At 40.0% G+C, this 18,407-nt stretch carries 10 protein-coding genes and 1 pseudogene; 4 read left to right on the forward strand and 7 right to left on the reverse strand.

The genetic code is table 11. The annotated features are described in order from the left end of the window. Window positions 1–185: 185 nt before the first annotated feature. From yoaA to CDZ78_RS24200, 3 genes and pseudogenes are all read right to left on the reverse strand, one after another. Window positions 186–2,108: a DNA repair helicase YoaA gene (yoaA, locus tag CDZ78_RS03620; protein WP_087868747.1), complete on the reverse strand. Its 1,923-nt coding sequence runs from the start codon at window positions 2,106–2,108 to the stop codon at window positions 186–188. Next, complete coding sequence (locus tag CDZ78_RS03625) at window positions 2,098–3,078, reverse strand: cyclic nucleotide-binding domain-containing protein (protein ID WP_087868748.1); 981 nt, start codon at window positions 3,076–3,078, stop codon at window positions 2,098–2,100. The genes yoaA and CDZ78_RS03625 overlap by 11 nt, the downstream gene beginning before the upstream one ends. A gap of 70 nt (window positions 3,079–3,148) precedes the next feature. Next, window positions 3,149–4,413: pseudogene (locus CDZ78_RS24200) on the reverse strand (cation:proton antiporter). Window positions 4,414–4,733: 320 nt separating this feature from the next. On the opposite strand from CDZ78_RS24200, the gene CDZ78_RS03640 reads away from it, so the two are divergent. The 3 genes from CDZ78_RS03640 to CDZ78_RS03650 all read left to right on the forward strand — a co-directional run bounded on the left by CDZ78_RS03640 (window position 4,734) and on the right by CDZ78_RS03650 (window position 9,028). Next, on the forward strand, window positions 4,734–6,590 hold the full coding sequence (locus CDZ78_RS03640) for a methanol/ethanol family PQQ-dependent dehydrogenase (RefSeq protein ID WP_087868751.1): 1,857 nt from the start codon (window positions 4,734–4,736) through the stop codon (window positions 6,588–6,590). 208 nt (window positions 6,591–6,798) lie between these two features. Beyond that, window positions 6,799–7,653 carry a quinoprotein dehydrogenase-associated putative ABC transporter substrate-binding protein gene (locus CDZ78_RS03645; protein WP_087868752.1) on the forward strand — a complete coding sequence of 285 codons (855 nt, stop codon included), beginning with the start codon at window positions 6,799–6,801 and terminating at the stop codon, window positions 7,651–7,653. Window positions 7,654–8,080: 427 nt separating this feature from the next. Continuing rightward, a complete protein-coding gene (locus CDZ78_RS03650; RefSeq protein ID WP_140413865.1) occupies window positions 8,081–9,028 on the forward strand; it encodes an outer membrane beta-barrel protein in 948 nt (315 codons plus the stop codon). Between the two features lie 14 nt (window positions 9,029–9,042). Here CDZ78_RS03650 and CDZ78_RS03655 read toward each other — a convergent pair whose 3' ends face one another. Continuing rightward, window positions 9,043–10,776: a bifunctional protein-serine/threonine kinase/phosphatase gene (locus CDZ78_RS03655; RefSeq protein WP_087868754.1), complete on the reverse strand. Its 1,734-nt coding sequence runs from the start codon at window positions 10,774–10,776 to the stop codon at window positions 9,043–9,045. Window positions 10,777–10,903: 127 nt separating this feature from the next. Continuing rightward, entirely contained in the window at window positions 10,904–12,382 is a 1,479-nt protein-coding gene (locus CDZ78_RS03660) for a NarK family nitrate/nitrite MFS transporter (RefSeq protein WP_087868755.1), read from the reverse strand. Window positions 12,383–12,833: 451 nt separating this feature from the next. On the opposite strand from CDZ78_RS03660, the gene CDZ78_RS03665 reads away from it, so the two are divergent. Further along, window positions 12,834–13,676, forward strand: a complete 843-nt coding sequence (locus tag CDZ78_RS03665) for a phytochelatin synthase family protein (protein WP_087868756.1) — start codon at window positions 12,834–12,836, stop codon at window positions 13,674–13,676. Window positions 13,677–13,859: 183 nt separating this feature from the next. On the opposite strand, the gene CDZ78_RS03670 is transcribed toward CDZ78_RS03665, so the two are convergent. Next, the gene (locus CDZ78_RS03670; RefSeq protein ID WP_087868757.1) at window positions 13,860–14,699 is read right to left on the reverse strand and encodes an SWIM zinc finger family protein; all 840 of its coding nucleotides are present in this window, start codon (window positions 14,697–14,699) and stop codon (window positions 13,860–13,862) included. A gap of 2 nt (window positions 14,700–14,701) precedes the next feature. Continuing rightward, complete coding sequence (locus CDZ78_RS03675) at window positions 14,702–17,764, reverse strand: DEAD/DEAH box helicase (protein WP_087868758.1); 3,063 nt, start codon at window positions 17,762–17,764, stop codon at window positions 14,702–14,704. Window positions 17,765–18,407 lie beyond the last annotated feature (643 nt).

The following is an 18,407-nucleotide window of genomic DNA, read 5'->3' on the forward strand; positions in this document are numbered from 1 at the left end:
CTACTCAATAATTGGGAAACTTCAGCTTGATAAGCTAACCCAGCCTACATTCTTAACTTATTGTTTATTAGGCAATTACACTCTTAAGTAAGCAGTATTATGGTCTGTCCCATATTACTTGTGCAGTCTTAAAAATCTATTATGAGGTGCGCGATGACGCACCCATCGTGGTCTATGTTTTTCGATTATTCGCTCTCGGAAAAAAACGCTTCAACATCCTTAATATCCCGCGTTCTATGCATAGCGGGCACACTGTTTAAAAACATATGCCCATAAGATTTCTTCAATAACCGTGGATCACATAGTAGTAGCACTCCTCGATCATTCACATCACGAATTAAGCGCCCTATTCCCTGTCTTAGTGAAATTACTGCAGTGGGTAACTGGTATTCGATAAATGGCTTTCGACCTTGTTTTTCCATCGCTTCCAGGCGTGCTTTTAAAACTGGATCTCCAGGTGAAGAAAAAGGGAGCTTATCGATAATAACGGTTGATAATGCTTCACCTCGTACATCAATGCCTTCCCAAAAACTGGCTGTGCCAAGTAAAACTGCATTACCTTTTTGTTTAAAATCATCCAGTAAAATTGCTTTTGGCTTATCGCCCTGAACTAATATCGGATATTTGATTTGTTTGTCTAATATTTTTGCCGCCGCTTGTAAGGCCCTATGGCTAGTAAACAAGAAAAAAGTACGCCCTTTACTGGCATTGATGACTGGGATAGCCACTTTAACGATTTCTTCAACAAATTCTGGTGCATTGGGTTGAGGCAACCCTTTGGGGTGGTAGAACAAAGACTGATTGGGGAAGTCAAAGGGACTCTCCCAACTATAGCTTTTGGGATTGCTAATGCCCAGGCTTTTAGAGAAATGATCAAATTTATGTGCCACACTCAAGGTTGCCGAGGTAAAGACCCAGGAGGCACTATGCTGTGCCATAAAGCTTCTAAATTCTGCCGCAATATCTAATGGAGTAAGATTTAAAGTGAAAGATTTTTTATGCGTTTCATACCAGCGCACCCATTTGCCACTGTTGTCCTGTAAGACATTTTTAAACTGCTGCTCTAGTTCTTCTGCGCGCTTAAAACAGCTTTCCAGACCTTTGCTACGCACTGAAGCAAGCTCTAATTGGTCAGCCAGGTTATCCAGATGCTCTTGCAGACGCAGTAGTCCCTCCATTACTTTAGGGTTTCCCGCTATGTCCTTCCAGTCTCCACGCGTCATATTCATGCCAAAAGCTAAGCGCATATCTTTAACTTCATGCTCCAGGTTTTCACTGGCAACACGTAAATCAGGCATATCTTTGGCATCCTGAAAATATTCCATGAGTGCATCATTCGCTAAATCACTCAGCTGTTTTGAGCCCAGAGACACACCTAAAAAATTGGATGCAGTATCTGCTAACTGGTGTGCTTCATCAATAATCACAACATCTGCGTTGGGTAGCAACTCTCCAAACCCTGTTTCTCTAATTGACCAGTCCGCACAGAGTAAATGATGATTAACCACGATTAAATGCGCATCCTGTGCTTTTTTTCGTGCCTTCATTAAAAAGCATTCCGCATGCTCAGGGCAATCTTGTCCTATACAATTTTCACGTGTAGAAGTAGCTTGCCCCCAGATTGGGTTGGATTCCATCACATCGGACATATCTGAAATATCCCCTGTACGCGTGCTCTTAGACCATTTCTTAATACTGGCAAGGTTAGCAGCCTCTTCACGACTAAAACCTAAATTCGAATGCACAGCTAGCTCTAATCGATAAGTACAAAGATAGTTAGCTCGCCCTTTTAACAAAGCGGCAGAAAAAGGCACGGTCATCGCTTTGCGAATAAGAGGGATGTCTTTGTTAAATAACTGGTCTTGCAAGTTTTTTGTGCCGGTAGAAACAATGACTTTTTTGCCTGATAAAATAGCAGGCACCAGATAGGCAAAGGTTTTTCCCGTCCCTGTCCCAGCTTCAACGATAACGTGCTCTTTATTTTCTATGCTTTGGGCAATTGCTTCAGCCATTTCCACTTGTGCTGTGCGTGGCAAATAGCCAGGAATAACTTTTGCCAACTTACCATCAGCAGCAAAAAATTCCTCAATCTGTTTTTCACTTCCCATTATTTTTTAATAATCCCATTTTTTGTAAACGTTCACCCAAGGCTTTACTTTGCATAGAAAATCGCAATATGTCCTTAGCTGTTAAGTGTAAACAAGTCACATAGGTTTTAGCGACCACCGTTGCCGATCTATTACTATTCTTTCTTAAGGCGCGAATACCTATAAGCTCACCTTCCCCCCGTTCTGCTATTAGCTCATTCTCACCCTTTTCATTAGCTATCCATACCTGCACCTGCCCACTTAACACAATATACAGGGAATCTCCTTTGTCCCCCTGGTAAAAAACAGTATCTCCAGGCAAAAAATTGACATACGCTGTTGCATCATCTCCCATTTTTTCTAAAAAATCGACTGGGAGATTTTTAAATAAGGGAACCCGGTTAAGCCAGGCGTGCCGTTTTACAATAGGCAAAGACATTTCAAATGAAGATAATTGCTCTAATGAATCAGTCAGTTTATGACTGATAAGTCGTAATACTTTAGCACTAATCATCCCTTGCTCATGGCTTTGCTGCACTAATTGCAATGAATAACGCAGAGCAACTTTTTGAAATATAAAAGCCTCATAGCGCTGATAAAATACTGGGTAATTTTTGCAAAAATAATGCAAGCGATTTTGTCGCCGCTTTAAACGTTGTTGATAAATTTTCTGAATAGGCCGGATTAGTTGCTTATCAAGCCCTTCATCAATCATGTTCTGAATTAATTTTAAGCCTTTATGCGCCATCAACACGCCGGCAATATCATGTAAGACTTTATTCGCAAAACGTCGTGTCTGATATTGTGTTAATAAACTTTGTGCCCAGTTTTTTTCGCTTAAATTATGGATAATAAAACGTTCAAAATCCAGTAAAATACTAGGTTGCAACCAGCCACTCCCCATAGAGTGCAAATAATCGATGCTGTGCTGTCGGTCGACACGTAAAATATCTTTAAAAGTGACTAGAGTATAATAACTGAAGTTTCCCAATTATTGAGTAGCTGAAATACACAATGCTAGCTGTATCAAAAAAGTGATGGATGACATTGTCAGCTCTATTTCACGAAATCATCAAAAGCTCAGACCGGGTCGATCCTATATTAGGAAATCCAAAAAGCCTGTGAACAAATGGCGGGGGTGTGAATCGACGGCCTAATGTAGATTTGAAATGGGTAAAGTGATTTCTCATGCGATTGCATTCGTGCGGGCTCTTAACCGAAGGGGGTAATGGCTTAAGCCAATGCCATTGTTTCAACCCTCCCCACCACATAATATGCCGTTCGGCCCAGCTTATTTTTGCTAATGAGAAGCCTCGTGTGGTCAAGGGAATTAAAACGTAAACACTCACTGCACGTGCAATATAAACGGCTATAACTGCCCATAAAATAGCGTCCCAAAAATCAGCTAATTGAACTAAGTCGACTGATAACCCAATCATTATAAATAGCAATGAATTACAGATTAAGACCATAAACTCCCAGGTGATATGAATACTATCAATAGTTTGCTTTGATAATCGGTTTAAGCCCACAATATTTAAAGTGATTGCTGCAGATAAAACAGACATAACACCCGAAACATGCAACTCGTGCTCGGCAATAATAAAACTAAAATAAGCCAGTACTAGCGACAAAACCACCGGGATACCTTGATTGCCATGGTACAGCCTTACTAGCAACTCACTGACAAATATTCCAGAAGCAACTCCAACCGCTATACCCCCTAAAAAACCCTTAAAAATTGCCACGCCGCATCGAAACCATTTGCCGAGGAGAAATGACCTTCTAACATTAGCATCATTAAAATGTTGAACAGCACAATTGCCGTAGCATCATTCATTAATGACTCACCTTCAACTAAAACGCTTAAGCGCTTGGAAACACCTAATTCCTTAAATAGTGCAATAACTGCCACAGGATCTGTAGCAGATATTAAACTAGCAAATAACAAAGCAATAATTAGCGGCAACCCCAGAGACCAGGACAGGCCAAAACCAACGAGCGCTACTGATATCAACATCCCTACAATCGCCATCATTAATATCGGGGCCAGGTTTTTTATTAAGGCACGCGCATCCAGTGACAGCGCAGATTCAAAAACCAATGCAGGTAGAAAAACAAATAACACTAACTCCGAGGTCAAATGAAACTGATTGAAATGATGTAGTTCAAAGATTGGCCAATCATTGCTAAAAAAGTTTACCGCCAAGCCTAAAATCACTAATAAAACGGTATAAGGAATAGGAAAATGACGACAGGCACTCGCTGCTATCATTGATAACACGACCAATCCGGACATAATCAATAAAACATCAGGTAAGCTCATCGTTTAACCTTCCATCGCTTTGTCATAAAAGTGTCATCCAAAAATAGTAATAATAAGAAAAGTATGCCGTAATAAATGATGTTTTACCAATAACTTACACTGTTTTCCTAACAACTGGCTGGGTTTATCACAAGCAATCATCTAAGTTAAAAGTTGACTTTTACTTCAAAATCATTAAATTTACTTAGTTGAAGTGATTGGAATAACCCGTAGCTCGGGATCAAAATAACATTCAACTTCATTAAAGCTTAAAACTAATATTAGTCTTAACAACAATAAACACGGATCTATTTTTTAAATAGAATCTTTGGAGGAATTATATGAAGAATCCATTAAAGAGTTTACTACTAGCTTCATCTGTAGCAGCTCTACTTACTGCACCTGCTATTTCATCAGCAAATAGCGGCGTAGAAAAATTAACGAAAAACCCAGCTAACTGGGCTACTGCATTAGGTAACTATGCAGGTACTCGTTATAGTAAACTAGATCAAATAAATGCCAAAAATGTTAAAAACCTGCAACCTGCATGGTCTTTTTCGACTGGGGTATTACGTGGACATGAAGGTGGACCCTTAGTTATCGGTGATGTAATCTACATCCACACACCTTTCCCTAATACAGTTTATGCACTTGACCAAGCGACACGTTCAGTTATTTGGGAATACACACCTCAAATGGATGCTGACGTGACTATCCCTGTTATGTGTTGCGATACAGTTAACCGTGGTCTAGCATACGGTGATGGTAAAATCTTCCTGCAACAATCAGATACAGTTTTAACAGCACTAGATGCTAAAACAGGTAAACGTATCTGGAGTGTACAAAATGGTGATCCTAAATTAGGTATGACTAACACTCAGGCTCCTTTAGTTGTTAATGATAAAATCATTACAGGTATTGCGGGTGGTGAGTTTGGTGTCCGTGGCTTCTTAGCCGCTTACGACATGAAATCTGGCCAGCTAGCATGGAAAGGTTACAGTATGGGACCTGATGGCGACACAATCATCAACCCTAACAAAACCACTACATGGGAAAACGGTAAAGTCACTAAAGTTGGCAAAAACTCAGGTACTAACACTTGGGAAGGCGACCAATGGAAAATCGGTGGCGGTACAACTTGGGGTTGGTATTCTTATGATCCAGATCTAAACCTAGTGTATTACGGATCAGGTAACCCTTCTACATGGAACCCTGTACAACGTCCTGGTGACAACAAATGGTCTATGTCTTTATGGGCTCGTGATGCTGACACTGGCGAAGTTAAATGGGTTTACCAAATGACTCCACATGATGAGTGGGATTTTGATGGTATCAATGAAGTGGTACTAGCTGATCAAAAAATTGGCGGAAAAATGCGTAAAACTATCGTGCATTTTGACCGTAATGGTTTTGGTTACACTTTAGACCGTGTTACTGGTGAACTTTTAGTTGCTGAAAAATTCGACAAAACAGTTAACTGGGCAACCCATATTGATATGAAATCAGGTCGTCCTGTTTTAGATCTTAAATACAGTACAGAAGCTAATGGTGAAGATGAGAACACAGAAGGTGCTTGTCCTGCTGCATTAGGCTCTAAAAACCAGCAGCCTGTTTCTTACTCACCACAAACTAAACTGTTCTATATCTCTGCAAATCACCTTTGTATGGATTATGAACCATTTGAAGTTTCATACACAGCTGGACAACCATACGTTGGTGCTACACTAACTATGATGCCTGCTGGTGGTGATGCAATCACTGGTAAAAAAGACGGTTCAACTAACTTAGGTCAGTTCACTGCCTGGGATGCAACTACCGGTAAAATCGTCTGGTCTAACAAAGAAACTTTCTCTGTTTGGTCTGGTTCGGTTGCAACAGCTGGTGGCGTAGTATTCTACGGTACACTTGAAGGTTATCTAAAAGCAGTTGATGCTAAAACAGGTAAAGAGTTATATAAATTCAAAACTCCTTCAGGCATCATTGGTAACGTAAACACTTGGTCTTATAAAGGCAAGCAATACGTGGGTGTTCTTTCTGGTATCGGCGGATGGGCTGGTATTGGTATCGCAGCAGGACTTGATTCAGGTGAGTCTGATTCAAACTCTGAAGGCCTAGGTGCTGTTGGTGCATACAGAAGCTTAAGTTCGTTCACTAAATTAGGTGGCGTATTTACAGTATTCGCACTACCTGGTAAATAATTCGATCTAGTTTTATTTAGATTGGTTTAGAAAAAGCCCTGGCTAATTTTATTAGTCGGGGCTTTTTTGTTTCTGCCATTCGGTAACAAATTCAAACAAAACTGTAGGGCGTGGCTTTAGCCCGCCTTTAATCTAGAAAAATATGTGGGCTAAAGCCACGCCCTACATATTAGTGTTCAATTGTATTATAGATACTTAAAGGGATCCTATGTCAGCTCCACACCTTACAAAATCACTATTCGCTACCCTCTTATTTTTCCTAGCACTCTCTAGCCATGCAACTGAAAAATTCAGGGTCTGCGCTGATCCTCTTAACCCGCCCTACTCCAGCAAGAAACAGGATGGTTATGAAAATAAAATTGCTGAACTTTTTGCCAAACAACTGGGCCAGGAAGTTGAATATTACTGGTTCCCTCAACGCATAGGCTTTGTACGAAACACCTTAAAAGCGACTATAAACGAACAAAGTGAGCAATTTAAATGCGACGTAATCATAGGCGTACCTGCCGGTTTTGACTTTACAGCGACAACAAATTCTTATTACCATTCCACCTATGTATTATTAATTGCCAAGGAGCGCGGCTGGAATAATATCACTATACCCGAGCAACTTAGATCGCTACCACTAGCCAAACAAGATAGTTTAAAAATAGCCATGTTTGACCGAGGACCAGGAACAGCCTGGTTACAGCAAAGCGGATTATTAGAGCAAGGTGTACCCTATCAAACCATGACTGGTGATGATAAAAACAACACTGCGATGATGATCGAAAAGGAATTACAGGTGGGCAATATTGATATGGTAATTATTTGGGGACCTATGGCAGGATATATCCTCTCGCAAAACCCGAATGACTATTTCATACTACCTATGAAATCCACCCTGGCGATGAAATTTGATTACTCAATGGCCATGGGTGTCCGCTATGGCGATAATGCGCGTAAAGCCCAGCTAAACGAACTAATCAGCAAAAACCAGCAGGAAATCAATAAAATACTAGAAAGCTACCATGTGCCTTTACTGCCTATTCCGGCAAAGAAAGTACGTAAAGATGATGATTAAACCATTCCTGCTATTGTGACGACCTGTAATAACCATAATATTAGTATGTAGTGATTCTCTAACCCTGATTATATAATACTCATTCTCGTTAACATTTGCTTTTTTCTCGGTACCGTATTTATACTTCACACGATCAAAGATTCGGATTTCTATCGGTCGATTTTTATCAATAGGCTGCGTTCTAAAATAGCTGCGTTGCTTACTATGCGCTTGTTTCAGCGCCTTGCTATCGACAAAAATAAACTCGATAGTGTTCCGCATCCGTGACCGCGCGAAGTATAGTAGTACAGCATCAGAATATACCAACAAGAAATCAATATTATGCTGGCTTACAAATTCTCCCTTATACGACAAATATTATTATTTCTGACCTGTCTGGTAATAAACCATACAGTGCAGGCAGAATGGTCTACAGGTGGTGATTTCAGTGCTTACTATACTGATGATGTCGGCCTTTTTTTCTGTCACTCGCCGTCTTTCTCTGGAAGAAGACCCTACCCAGCCCATCGTAGATGAGCCAAACCAGGGTTCTGATTTGGTCTATGAACCAAATGCATACGTAAGCTGGGCTACTGATAATAGTCTCGGTGATTTCCAGGTCTCGCTGGATGCTGGTGGATATATCTTTCATAATCACTCAGACTATTCACATGGATTTTTTCAGTTTTCTGTTGAGCAGGAACTTACTGAAAGCACAAAGTTAAAATTCTTTTATGACTTCATCCCAGACCTGTATTTAGGTAAGAATGCATTACCCCAGGATACACAGGATACACAGGATACACAGGATGCACATGATGCCATAGATGAACATGCTGAACATGAAGCCGACGAACGCTTAGACAACCATCTATTGGCAATCCACCTAGAGCAGGAACTCACAGAGCACCTCATGCTACGAGGCCTGGTTCGTTACGGAGCCAGATTATATAACCAACCGTTTAGTTATCGTGACACGCAGTTTTTTACCATAGGCCCACACCTGGAATGGGTTATTACTCCAGATATCGAGCTATTAGTCGGCTATCATTTTGAACGTGGGTATACCGATAAAGATGATACTAAACAATATCAGGATGATATTGGCTATATCAACCATTATGCTTCAGCAGAACTAAAAATACATATTCTGCCTAAATTCACTCTGACTGCAATTTTTGATTATGAGCACAATGATTATACTAGCCAGTATGCTACTGATATTCATTATAATGGTAACGAAAATGTGTACCAGGGAGAATTAGAGCTTATCTATGAAATAGATGAATCAGCTGCACTCAAGGCAGGTTGGCAGCATGGCAACAGAAAGTTTAGTTACGAAACTCATAGTGTACGTAATAACAACATCTGGGTTGGCGCTGAATATCACTTTTGATAAGGCAACGCCTGTTACCTAAATAACAAATAAAGCAAAACCAGATTAGCTAACAATAGTATGCTACTAAAACTTTTCCAGAAAACCACCGGATTACGCTCAATAAATGGCGAACTTCCTTCACCTTCGGTTAAAAAGAGTGAATTGGGAGTTGATAAATCGTATATAAATTCCGAAATCTCATCATATCGCCCTTTAGGGTAAATAGATGTTGCCTTTTTTAACGCCCCATCCATCCAGATTGGCACCATGGCGTTTTTATGAAAACTAGGAACATAATTCAATTTTGCCAGGTTAATTTTATTTGGCTTTTCAGGCATATCACCACCAAAAGGCAATGCACCATTAATCATTTCATAACTGATCACCGCCAAAGAATATAAGTCGGATTTGACTGTACCACGTTGACCTAGATGATATTCTGGCGCAGTATAATTCAACGTACCTAAAACATTTTCATCCTGATGTTTATCTAAGGGGGTCATTTCTGCAATACCTGCAATTTTCACCGAACCAAAATCAATGATTTTTACTGTACCCTGTTTATCAAAAATAATATTTTCCGGCTTTAAATCCTGATGTAACATTTCCATACGATGAAATGCACGTAAGCCTTTGGCAATCTGTTCAATTATCTTTCTGATTTCACGAATATAAGGCTTTGGATGATTCTCCATCCATTCTCTTAAGGTTTCACCATCAATAAATTCAGTTGCATAATAGATACAGGTTTTTACGCGATCTGTATCCAGCACCTTTAATACATTATCATGGCTAATACGCTTCCCTGCCCACTCTTCATGTAAGAAATGCTCTATATAATGGGTGTCATCATCGTATAGCACCGAAGGTGTTTTTAAGATAACCCGTTTATTGGTTTGTGTATCAAGCGCACGATAAATCTGGGTACGCGTACTAGAATGTAACTCTTCTTCGATTTTATAACCATCCAACATCATCCCAGCTTCTAACGGTGGTGGAAAAGGCAAATTAGCATAGCGGCGCAACACTTCATCTTCTTTAGCAAGCGGAATGTCATCAACTCTAAGTACCTGACAACTTAGATTATCATCACTTTTATGATCACTTGCATGCTGCACAATGCGTTGCGCAATTGTTTCTAAATCATCTCCGGATTGAAGTAATGACTTAAGAGCTTTTTCAGCAATAAAATCATGCACACCATCGGTGCTGGTAAAAAACATATCTCCTTTTTCCAAAGGAAAGGCTTTATAGTCTACTTCTAAACGAGGCTCTATACCCATGGCACGATTTAAATAATTCTTATCATCAGAGATCCAGACTCGATGATCACGGGTCATTTGCTCTAAGTTTCCTTTACGCAGACGGTATATCCTTGAATCACCAATATGGAAAATATACGCTGTATTAGATTTAAGTACCAATATACTTAGGGTACTTACCATGCCTTTTACCGAATCATAGCGTTGTTGCCCCTGACTATATAACCAGGAATTGGTGGCAGACAGAATTTTTTGTCCTGCCTGTTTAACTGACCAGGAATCAGGTGTACTGTAATAATCACTTAAAAAGCTGGCCACGCAACAGTGACTTGCTTCATGCCCTGCATCACTGCCGCTCATACCGTCAGCAATAGCAACAACGATGCCTTTATGAATCAGTTGTGCACCTTCTGCTAATATCGCCCCTAAGAAATCCTCATTTCTATCTTTAATGCCTGTTTCGCTAGAGGAGCCAATGGATACTTTAAGTGTTTGAGTGGTCATAATTATTATTCAGACTTCAAGAACAGGAACATATTAATATTTCATAGGAGAGGCTTTAGCCGCAACCGAAACAATAGCAATTGTTAATCCATGTCACGGTAAAGCCCATTCCTACTCTAGGACAAGCCTAATCCAGCTCAATCATTTCGACCGAACCATCTTCCTGGACTTCTACCATATGTCCTTTAGGCTCTTCGATAAATTGCACTGCAAGCAGGACAAAGATTGCACCTGCGGATATTACAGTAAAGAAGACCGATGGGGAAACAAAGGAAAGTACTGTTAAGAATATAACGGCTCCTACATTACCATAAGCTCCCACCATACCGGCGATTTGCCCCGTCATACGTCTTTTAATCAGAGGGACCATGGCAAAAACAGCACCTTCACCCGCTTGTACAAAGAACGAACAACACATGGTTAATATAATAACTGCAAAAATAGGCCAGTCAGAAGTAATCAATGACAGACAGTAATAACCCACCGACAAACCAACAATAAAAATAGACAAGGATAATTTACGTCCAAATTTATCACTAATCCAGCCGCCACCAGGACGTGCAATCAAATTCATAAATGCAAAACCTGATGCTGAAAGACCCGCTTGTATTAAGGTAATGCCTTGAGACTCATGAAAAGTCTCATAAAAGAAAATCGGTAGCATTGAGACAACGGCTAATTCAGAGCCAAAGGTAATTAAGTAAGCTAAATCCAGAATAGCGACTTGCTTAAATTTATATTTATGAATTTCATCTATCGGCTGCATTAAATGTTCTTCATTAACATGCACGATTTTATACACGTTATAAAAGAATAGTACCCAGATACCAACGTAGATTGATATAGCAGCAACATCAGATAATAAACTGACACCTGCTGGAGATAGTTTCCAGGTTAATAAGGTAAGCGTTGCATATAAAGGAATGGTCATCAGGATATAAAAGAATAAATCCCAAATACTAGTGACTTCCATTGCACCTGCTTTCTTAGGTTTAAAATACGTAGACCCTTTTGGCGTATCGGTAACACTGAAAAAGTAGATCACAGAATACACTAAAGCGACGATTCCCGTTGATGCAATAGCATAACGCCAGCCGTCTTCACCACCATATAGTAATGCCAGAGAAGGTAAAGTCATCGCTGCTGCTGCAGAACCAAAGTTCCCCCAGCCACCATAGATACCTTCGGCTATACCGACTTGTTTAGCAGGAAACCATTCTCCGACCATACGAATACCAATCACAAACCCGGCACCGACAAAACCCGATAGAAAACGGGCCAGGGCTAGCTGTTCAAAGCTTTCAGCAAAGGCAAACATAAAGGTAGGTAAACTACCTAGCGCTAGTAAAATTGAAAAAGTACGTTTAGGCCCGAACTTGTCAACTAAAATCCCGATAATAATTCTTGCTGGAATAGTCAGTGCAACATTCAAAATCAGCACAGTCTTGATTTGTTCTTTGCTCATCCCTAAAGAATCAGCAATCACAAGCATTAATGGCGCATGACTAAACCAGACAACAAATGAGATAAAAAAGGCTAGCCACGTCGTATGCAGAATTTTCATCCTGCCCGAAAAGGAAAAAAAGTTTAGAGATTGTGAACTCATGGTCAACTCCATAAAAGTGATATTACTAATGACAAAGCATAATATATGCCAGAAACATAGATCACTGTTTTATATGTCTTTTTTTATAATTTCTAATTAAACAATCAGTCTATCTTATCTAATTTCGCACACAGGAATATATACGCTCGCTTTCAGTGCATAACTTAAAAAATAGCAGCACAAAAATAGTGCATCCATTTTTTCTGCATTCTCGAGATTAATCAGTTGCTAAAAAGTGTGATAAAACCTAAAACTAAGTTGAAATTTGTATACGAAAGTGAATGCACTTCTCTCTTCCTGTATTACGCAAGCTGCATACAGGATACATTAATAGAATACCCATATCCCTAACTGATCTTTTTAATTAAGTAGCGACTTATTTATTTCAGTGCTGGTATCATAAATTAATTACTGATAACGTTTAACACCTTCCGTTACCCTAGAAAAGCTTATGAAACAAACCCTCATCATATTTTATAGCATTATCATGCTCTTAATAACAGCATGTTCCGCCACAAAAAACACGACTAGGCTTGATGATCCCTCTATTATCAGCTGGAGTAGTGTCGAAGGAATTAGTCGTTTGGAAGAATCCGACTATAAAACTGATTTCTTTAAGCTAGCAAATCATTTTGAAAGTCAGCACAATAAAATATTTTGTGGACCCACATCAGCAGCTATAGTTCTAAACTCTTTACGGGTACGTAATGGAAGCATGCAAATTCCCGAAGATAAGACGCTATTGCATCAGTCTGATTTAAAATATCTCAAAAGTAAAAAATGGTCCCCCGTTTTCCAGCGCTATACTCAAAATAACGTATTTCTTAACAGCCCTAAATCCAGAGAACAAGTACTGGGTAAAATACTGGTTGATACGCAAGGAAAAATCATCATTGATAACAAAGGCAAGCCCAAAAAAGACAGGGGCTTTCAAGTGCGCCAGTTAGCTGCATTATTCCGGAAACATGGACTCAGCGTAAAACTAGGTATTGCTAATCAAGATCTTAGCAATGCAACTATCAAAAATGAAATTATCGACAACTTAATAACCCCTGATGACTATGTGATTATCAATTATAAACGCACAGTATTAAATCAGCCCGGCGGTGGGCATATATCACCTGTAGGAGCATATCATAAAGCATCTGATTCTTTTTTGGTTATGGACGTTACACCCAATAAAGCGGACTGGGTCTGGGTAAAAGCAGAGCTATTAATTAGTGCAATGCGTACATTTGACACCATTGAAAATCGCGGCTACTTGCTTATTAAAGAAGCAGAAAATCCTTCTTGATATGATAATTAGGGTCGGATATAAATTGAACAGAGAACTGCCTGTGGGTGGCATAAAAAAAAAGGGGGAATGCCATTTATATGTATCTGACTTTAGTTAATAGCCAAGTTGGGTGAGATACCTTCTCTACCAACAAACTCACGCAAGCCATGAACTATCAGGCAAATCATCCCTATAAAAACATCAAAGCACTTTCAGATTAATCTTCCGCATCCTTATATAAAAATCTTCCATCACTGTAATAAACGAACCAGGCTTTTGCCAAAAAGGCGGATAATCCCCACCTTTTTTAATCACCACTGCTGGAATGCTCGCTGTTTTTAGCACTGGTAATTCTGTCGGTAACGGACTGGTCCCGTACCAAAACTGTTTTAATTCAATTTCATCAGGCATAGTCTGTGGCTCAGGTCGGGTATATAAACTGTCCGCAAAGTCCAACTCATCACTACCCAGATCAGTTGCATCTGCTAACACTTTGCCTAAAGGTGACTTAATCAATTCTTGCCGCAGTTTATCAGGCGCAAGTCCCCGCATTTCAAATAGTAATAAAGGATTCTGATCCAAGATATTCGCAAGCCGATAACACACCCCTGCGATATGCTTGCATGGAACTGCGTAATCAGGGCAATTACAGGAGACTTTAAAATCCTGATAACTATTGGGCAGAAAATGGGTATGAAATTCCGCAAAAACAGTTTCAACATTGTCAGGAATTTCACCGACTAAGAGTTTGGCAATAAAACTGGCACGCTGACTTAAACGCGCAATCACTTTTTTCCATTGTGCCTCAGTCAGATGGGTCATTTGCATACTGACTTTATACTTTGGCTCTTTATAAACACCAAAATAGGCATTGATATTACCGCGAATAGTAGCCTTAACCACGCCCTTACTGATTTTCCAGGCTAACACACGATGGTCTTTAGAATACGCTCGCCCGCGTTTTAAACGCCCGCTATCGGTAAAGTCTTCCAAGGCTTCTAATAAGCTAGTTCCCCACCATGTTTTACTATTGACACTCATCTTTAAGCCTCCATAACGCTGTTTTTATTCAGCGCAATCAGCTCTTTAAAAGCTTGATTATCGAGTTTTGTAAGCCAGCTTTCATCATTACCAATAATGCTATCAGCCATTTTTTGCTTATCTTCAATCATTTGGTCAATGCGCTCTTCTAAAGTGCCTAGGGTGATAAATTTATGCACCATAACATGCTTTTTTTGCCCAATCCGAAACGCACGGTCGGTGGCTTGATTTTCGACCGCTGGATTCCACCAACGATCAAAATGAAACACATGATTAGCTCGCGTCAGGGTAATCCCGACTCCACCTGCTTTTAATGACAGCACAAACACGCTAGGTGGGCTCTCGGCGTCTTGAAAGTCTTCAATCATTTTTTCACGTTTTTTACGCGCGATGCCGCCATGTAAATAATGACAAGGGTAGTGCTGTTCCTTGCTTAAATAATGACTTAACTTATCACCAATTTCGGTAAACTGGGTAAAAATTAACACACTATCCCCTTCAGCAATGGCTTCTGCGAGCATTTCTGTCAGCCGCTCTAATTTGTGTGAACGCTCTGCGCTAAACTGGCTGTCATCTTGTAAAAATTGCACTGGATGATTACAAATTTGTTTAAGCTTCATTAGGGTCGATAGCATCAAGCCTTGTCGCTGTATGCCTTCACTGTCTTCTAATTGCTCTCCTACTTCAGTAACGACAGCTTGATAGAGCGAGGCTTGCTCTTTGCTGAGGTTGCAATATTGTTTGTTTTCGATTTTATCCGGTAAATCTTTAATAATACTTTTATCAGTTTTTAAACGCCGTAATATAAACGGCTGGATCAATTGTTTTAATACCGTGGACTGCACTTGATTATTATCACGCTGTATCGGTAATTCATAATTCTTACGAAATTGCGCTTGCTTGCCCAGATAATTTGGGTTTAAAAAATTAAAAATAGACCATAAATCCATTAAGCGATTCTCTACAGGCGTACCCGTTAAGGCTAAGCGATGCTTGGCTTCAAGTTTTAGAATGGCTTTAGTTTGTGCGGCTTTGGGGTTTTTAATATTTTGCGCTTCATCCAGAACCACACGATGCCACACAATACTATTTAATAAAGCACTGTCTTTACGCACTAGAGTATAAGAGGTAATCAGCATATCCTGCGTATTGCATAAATCATTAAACGCAATCGGGTCTTTTTCCCGTTGGCTACCGTGATGGATAAAGGTGTTTAAATGCGGGGCAAATTTGTGTATTTCTTTTTGCCAGTTACCAATCACGGAAGTGGGTGCAATCAGTAAGGTTGGCCCCGGTTTACCCTCTTGTTTTTCTAAAATCAGTGCAGCAATCACCTGCATAGTTTTACCTAAGCCCATATCATCGGCTAAACAGCCGTTTAAACCTAAGGATTCTAGATAACGTAACCAGGATACCCCACGCTTTTGATAATCACGCAACTGTGCTTTTAATAGTGGCGGATTATCAATTAAAGCAAGTTCACTATGATTGTTTAAATGAGCCATCATGTCAGCCAAACTATCATTAGCATCAATTTCCAGGCTATCGCCTTCTTCAGCTAGTTTTTGCAATAACTCATGGACAGATAAAGTCTCAGGCTGTTCTTGTTGCTGTTGCCAAAATGCTAGCATTTGCTGCATTTTATCTTGATCTAATTCCACCCACTGGCCCCGAAAATACACTAAGGACATTTTCATTTCGACCAGTTGTTGCCATTCTTCTACCGAGACCTTTTCATCACCGATAGCAAATTCATAGTGATAATTAGTTAAATCATCTAAGGATAAATACGATTTTGCTGATTTGTTACTGGTGCTCTTGCTATTCCCTGAACGTAAGCGCATTTTTGCACGTTGTCGGCCTTTCGGTGTCAGCCGTGCAGGAATGATAATACGGAATCCTGCATCCTCTAAAACCCATGCCCATTCTTGTAAAAACTCAAAAGCCTCATCTAAGCTTAAAGAAATACTGGCCGGTTCTGCAGTTTCCATCCCTAGCCACAATTTAGGGTAAATCCTCGCGGCATGGGCTAAATTAACCAGGATTTGTTGCTCCACGCCCGCACCCAATTGCTCGGTGATTAATTTATGGTAGCTGTCTCCATACGCCCAAAAATCTGCTAAATCAAGTTTAAAAGAAGGGTCTTTATAAGAGCCTAGAACAAAACTTAAGCGCCAGTTATCAACCTGCTTGGCATCGGCCTCATAGAGCTGAAAGCCTAGCTGTAAGGTGCTTTTTTGCTGTGTCGATAAAAGTTTGCGTTGCCATAAATACCATTGCTGAAATTCCTCAGGCACTTTGGCAACGTTTCTTAGTGGCAGGTCAATTTGCTCATCAAAAATGACAGTTTGTAAAAAATCATTTTGAACTTTATTACGAAAAACTCCCGGTAAATCCTTAACACTGGCATCCAGTAGCTGATTAATCATAACTTCAGCAAAATGTCGCAATAAAGATTCAGGCTGATAATTTTGTGCACACGCTAGCGGCATAGCTGCGACTGTCTGTTCGATTAAGGCCTCATAACCAGGAGAAATGATTTTCCAGCAGCGGTACAGATTGGTTTTTGTCTTGGCAGCTTCCGCAATCAACCCAGGGATATACTGATCTTTATACAGCACCTGTTTTAGCGACTGACTAAAGTAATACCAAAATAAAAAGTCACGACCCGCCCGAATATCTTCATGCTGATAATGACTGAGAAAATAAATATCACCGAGATTTTTTAAGGGTGCGAGCAGAGGATAGCTTAATACCTGCCAGGCTTGTAGTTTCAGTACGCCATCAATATCGCTGGTGCTTAATTCAGGTGCGGGAATAGGCTTATTATTTAGTGTTGGTAAATAAATGCTTTGTAACTGTGGGCTAGGATCAGCTGAATTTAATGTATAAGAAAATGCGGCTTTTAAAAAATCCAAACCTTCTTTTTCAGCAAATTGTTGTGGATGCTGCTGGCTAATTTTTTTAGGTTTGACTTCATCCGTTTCTAGCCAGATAAAAAACTGGCCTGTTTGAATAAACTTTTTAGCTGAGGCGGGTGTCCAGGTACCGTGTATAACTTTCATGCAGGTAAATGCTAACAATCAAAAAAAGGGGAAATAAGGAACGAGAATATAATAATAGCCGAAAGTGGTAGATGTTCTGAGAACACTAAGTGCATCACTTGCTAAGACATGCTTAATGCATTCGTACAGTCCAGCAGGCTTTTCGGGGAGTCGCTATTTTTGCGAAAGCTTGTTTTGGGCATCCCAGCCCAAGCAAGCAGCAAAAACTTAACGCGACCACTTATGCCTCCGGCGGCCCCGATTCGTCCTCGTCACCTCGTCCCGACCCAACAAGGGGTCGGAACATAGGCTCCAAATGACTTGACGCCGTGTCGGATGGCCTTTTATTTTGTCTCCACCTTCGCTAACGCTCAGACTCCGACAAAATAACGGCCCTACGGCTATCGCGGACTAAAAATCATCACTTCGCTTAGGCTACGTTTCCCTGATTTTCAGCGAGGGTATTATTAATTTTTGAATCCTAAGTAACTAAGAATTATTATTCTAACAAAATAAAAGCCTATAATATTGCTTATTCTAAACTGAAGTTTCCCAATAATTATTTATGGTGAAATTGAAACTATGCTACAACTATATGAAAAAAATAGTCTTTTCATTCGTTTCAAATGCTATTGCCTAAGGGGAATTAAGTAGGGGTTTGCTA

The organism is Bathymodiolus platifrons methanotrophic gill symbiont (genome assembly GCF_002189065.1).
GTDB lineage: Bacteria > Pseudomonadota > Gammaproteobacteria > Methylococcales > Methylomonadaceae > Methyloprofundus.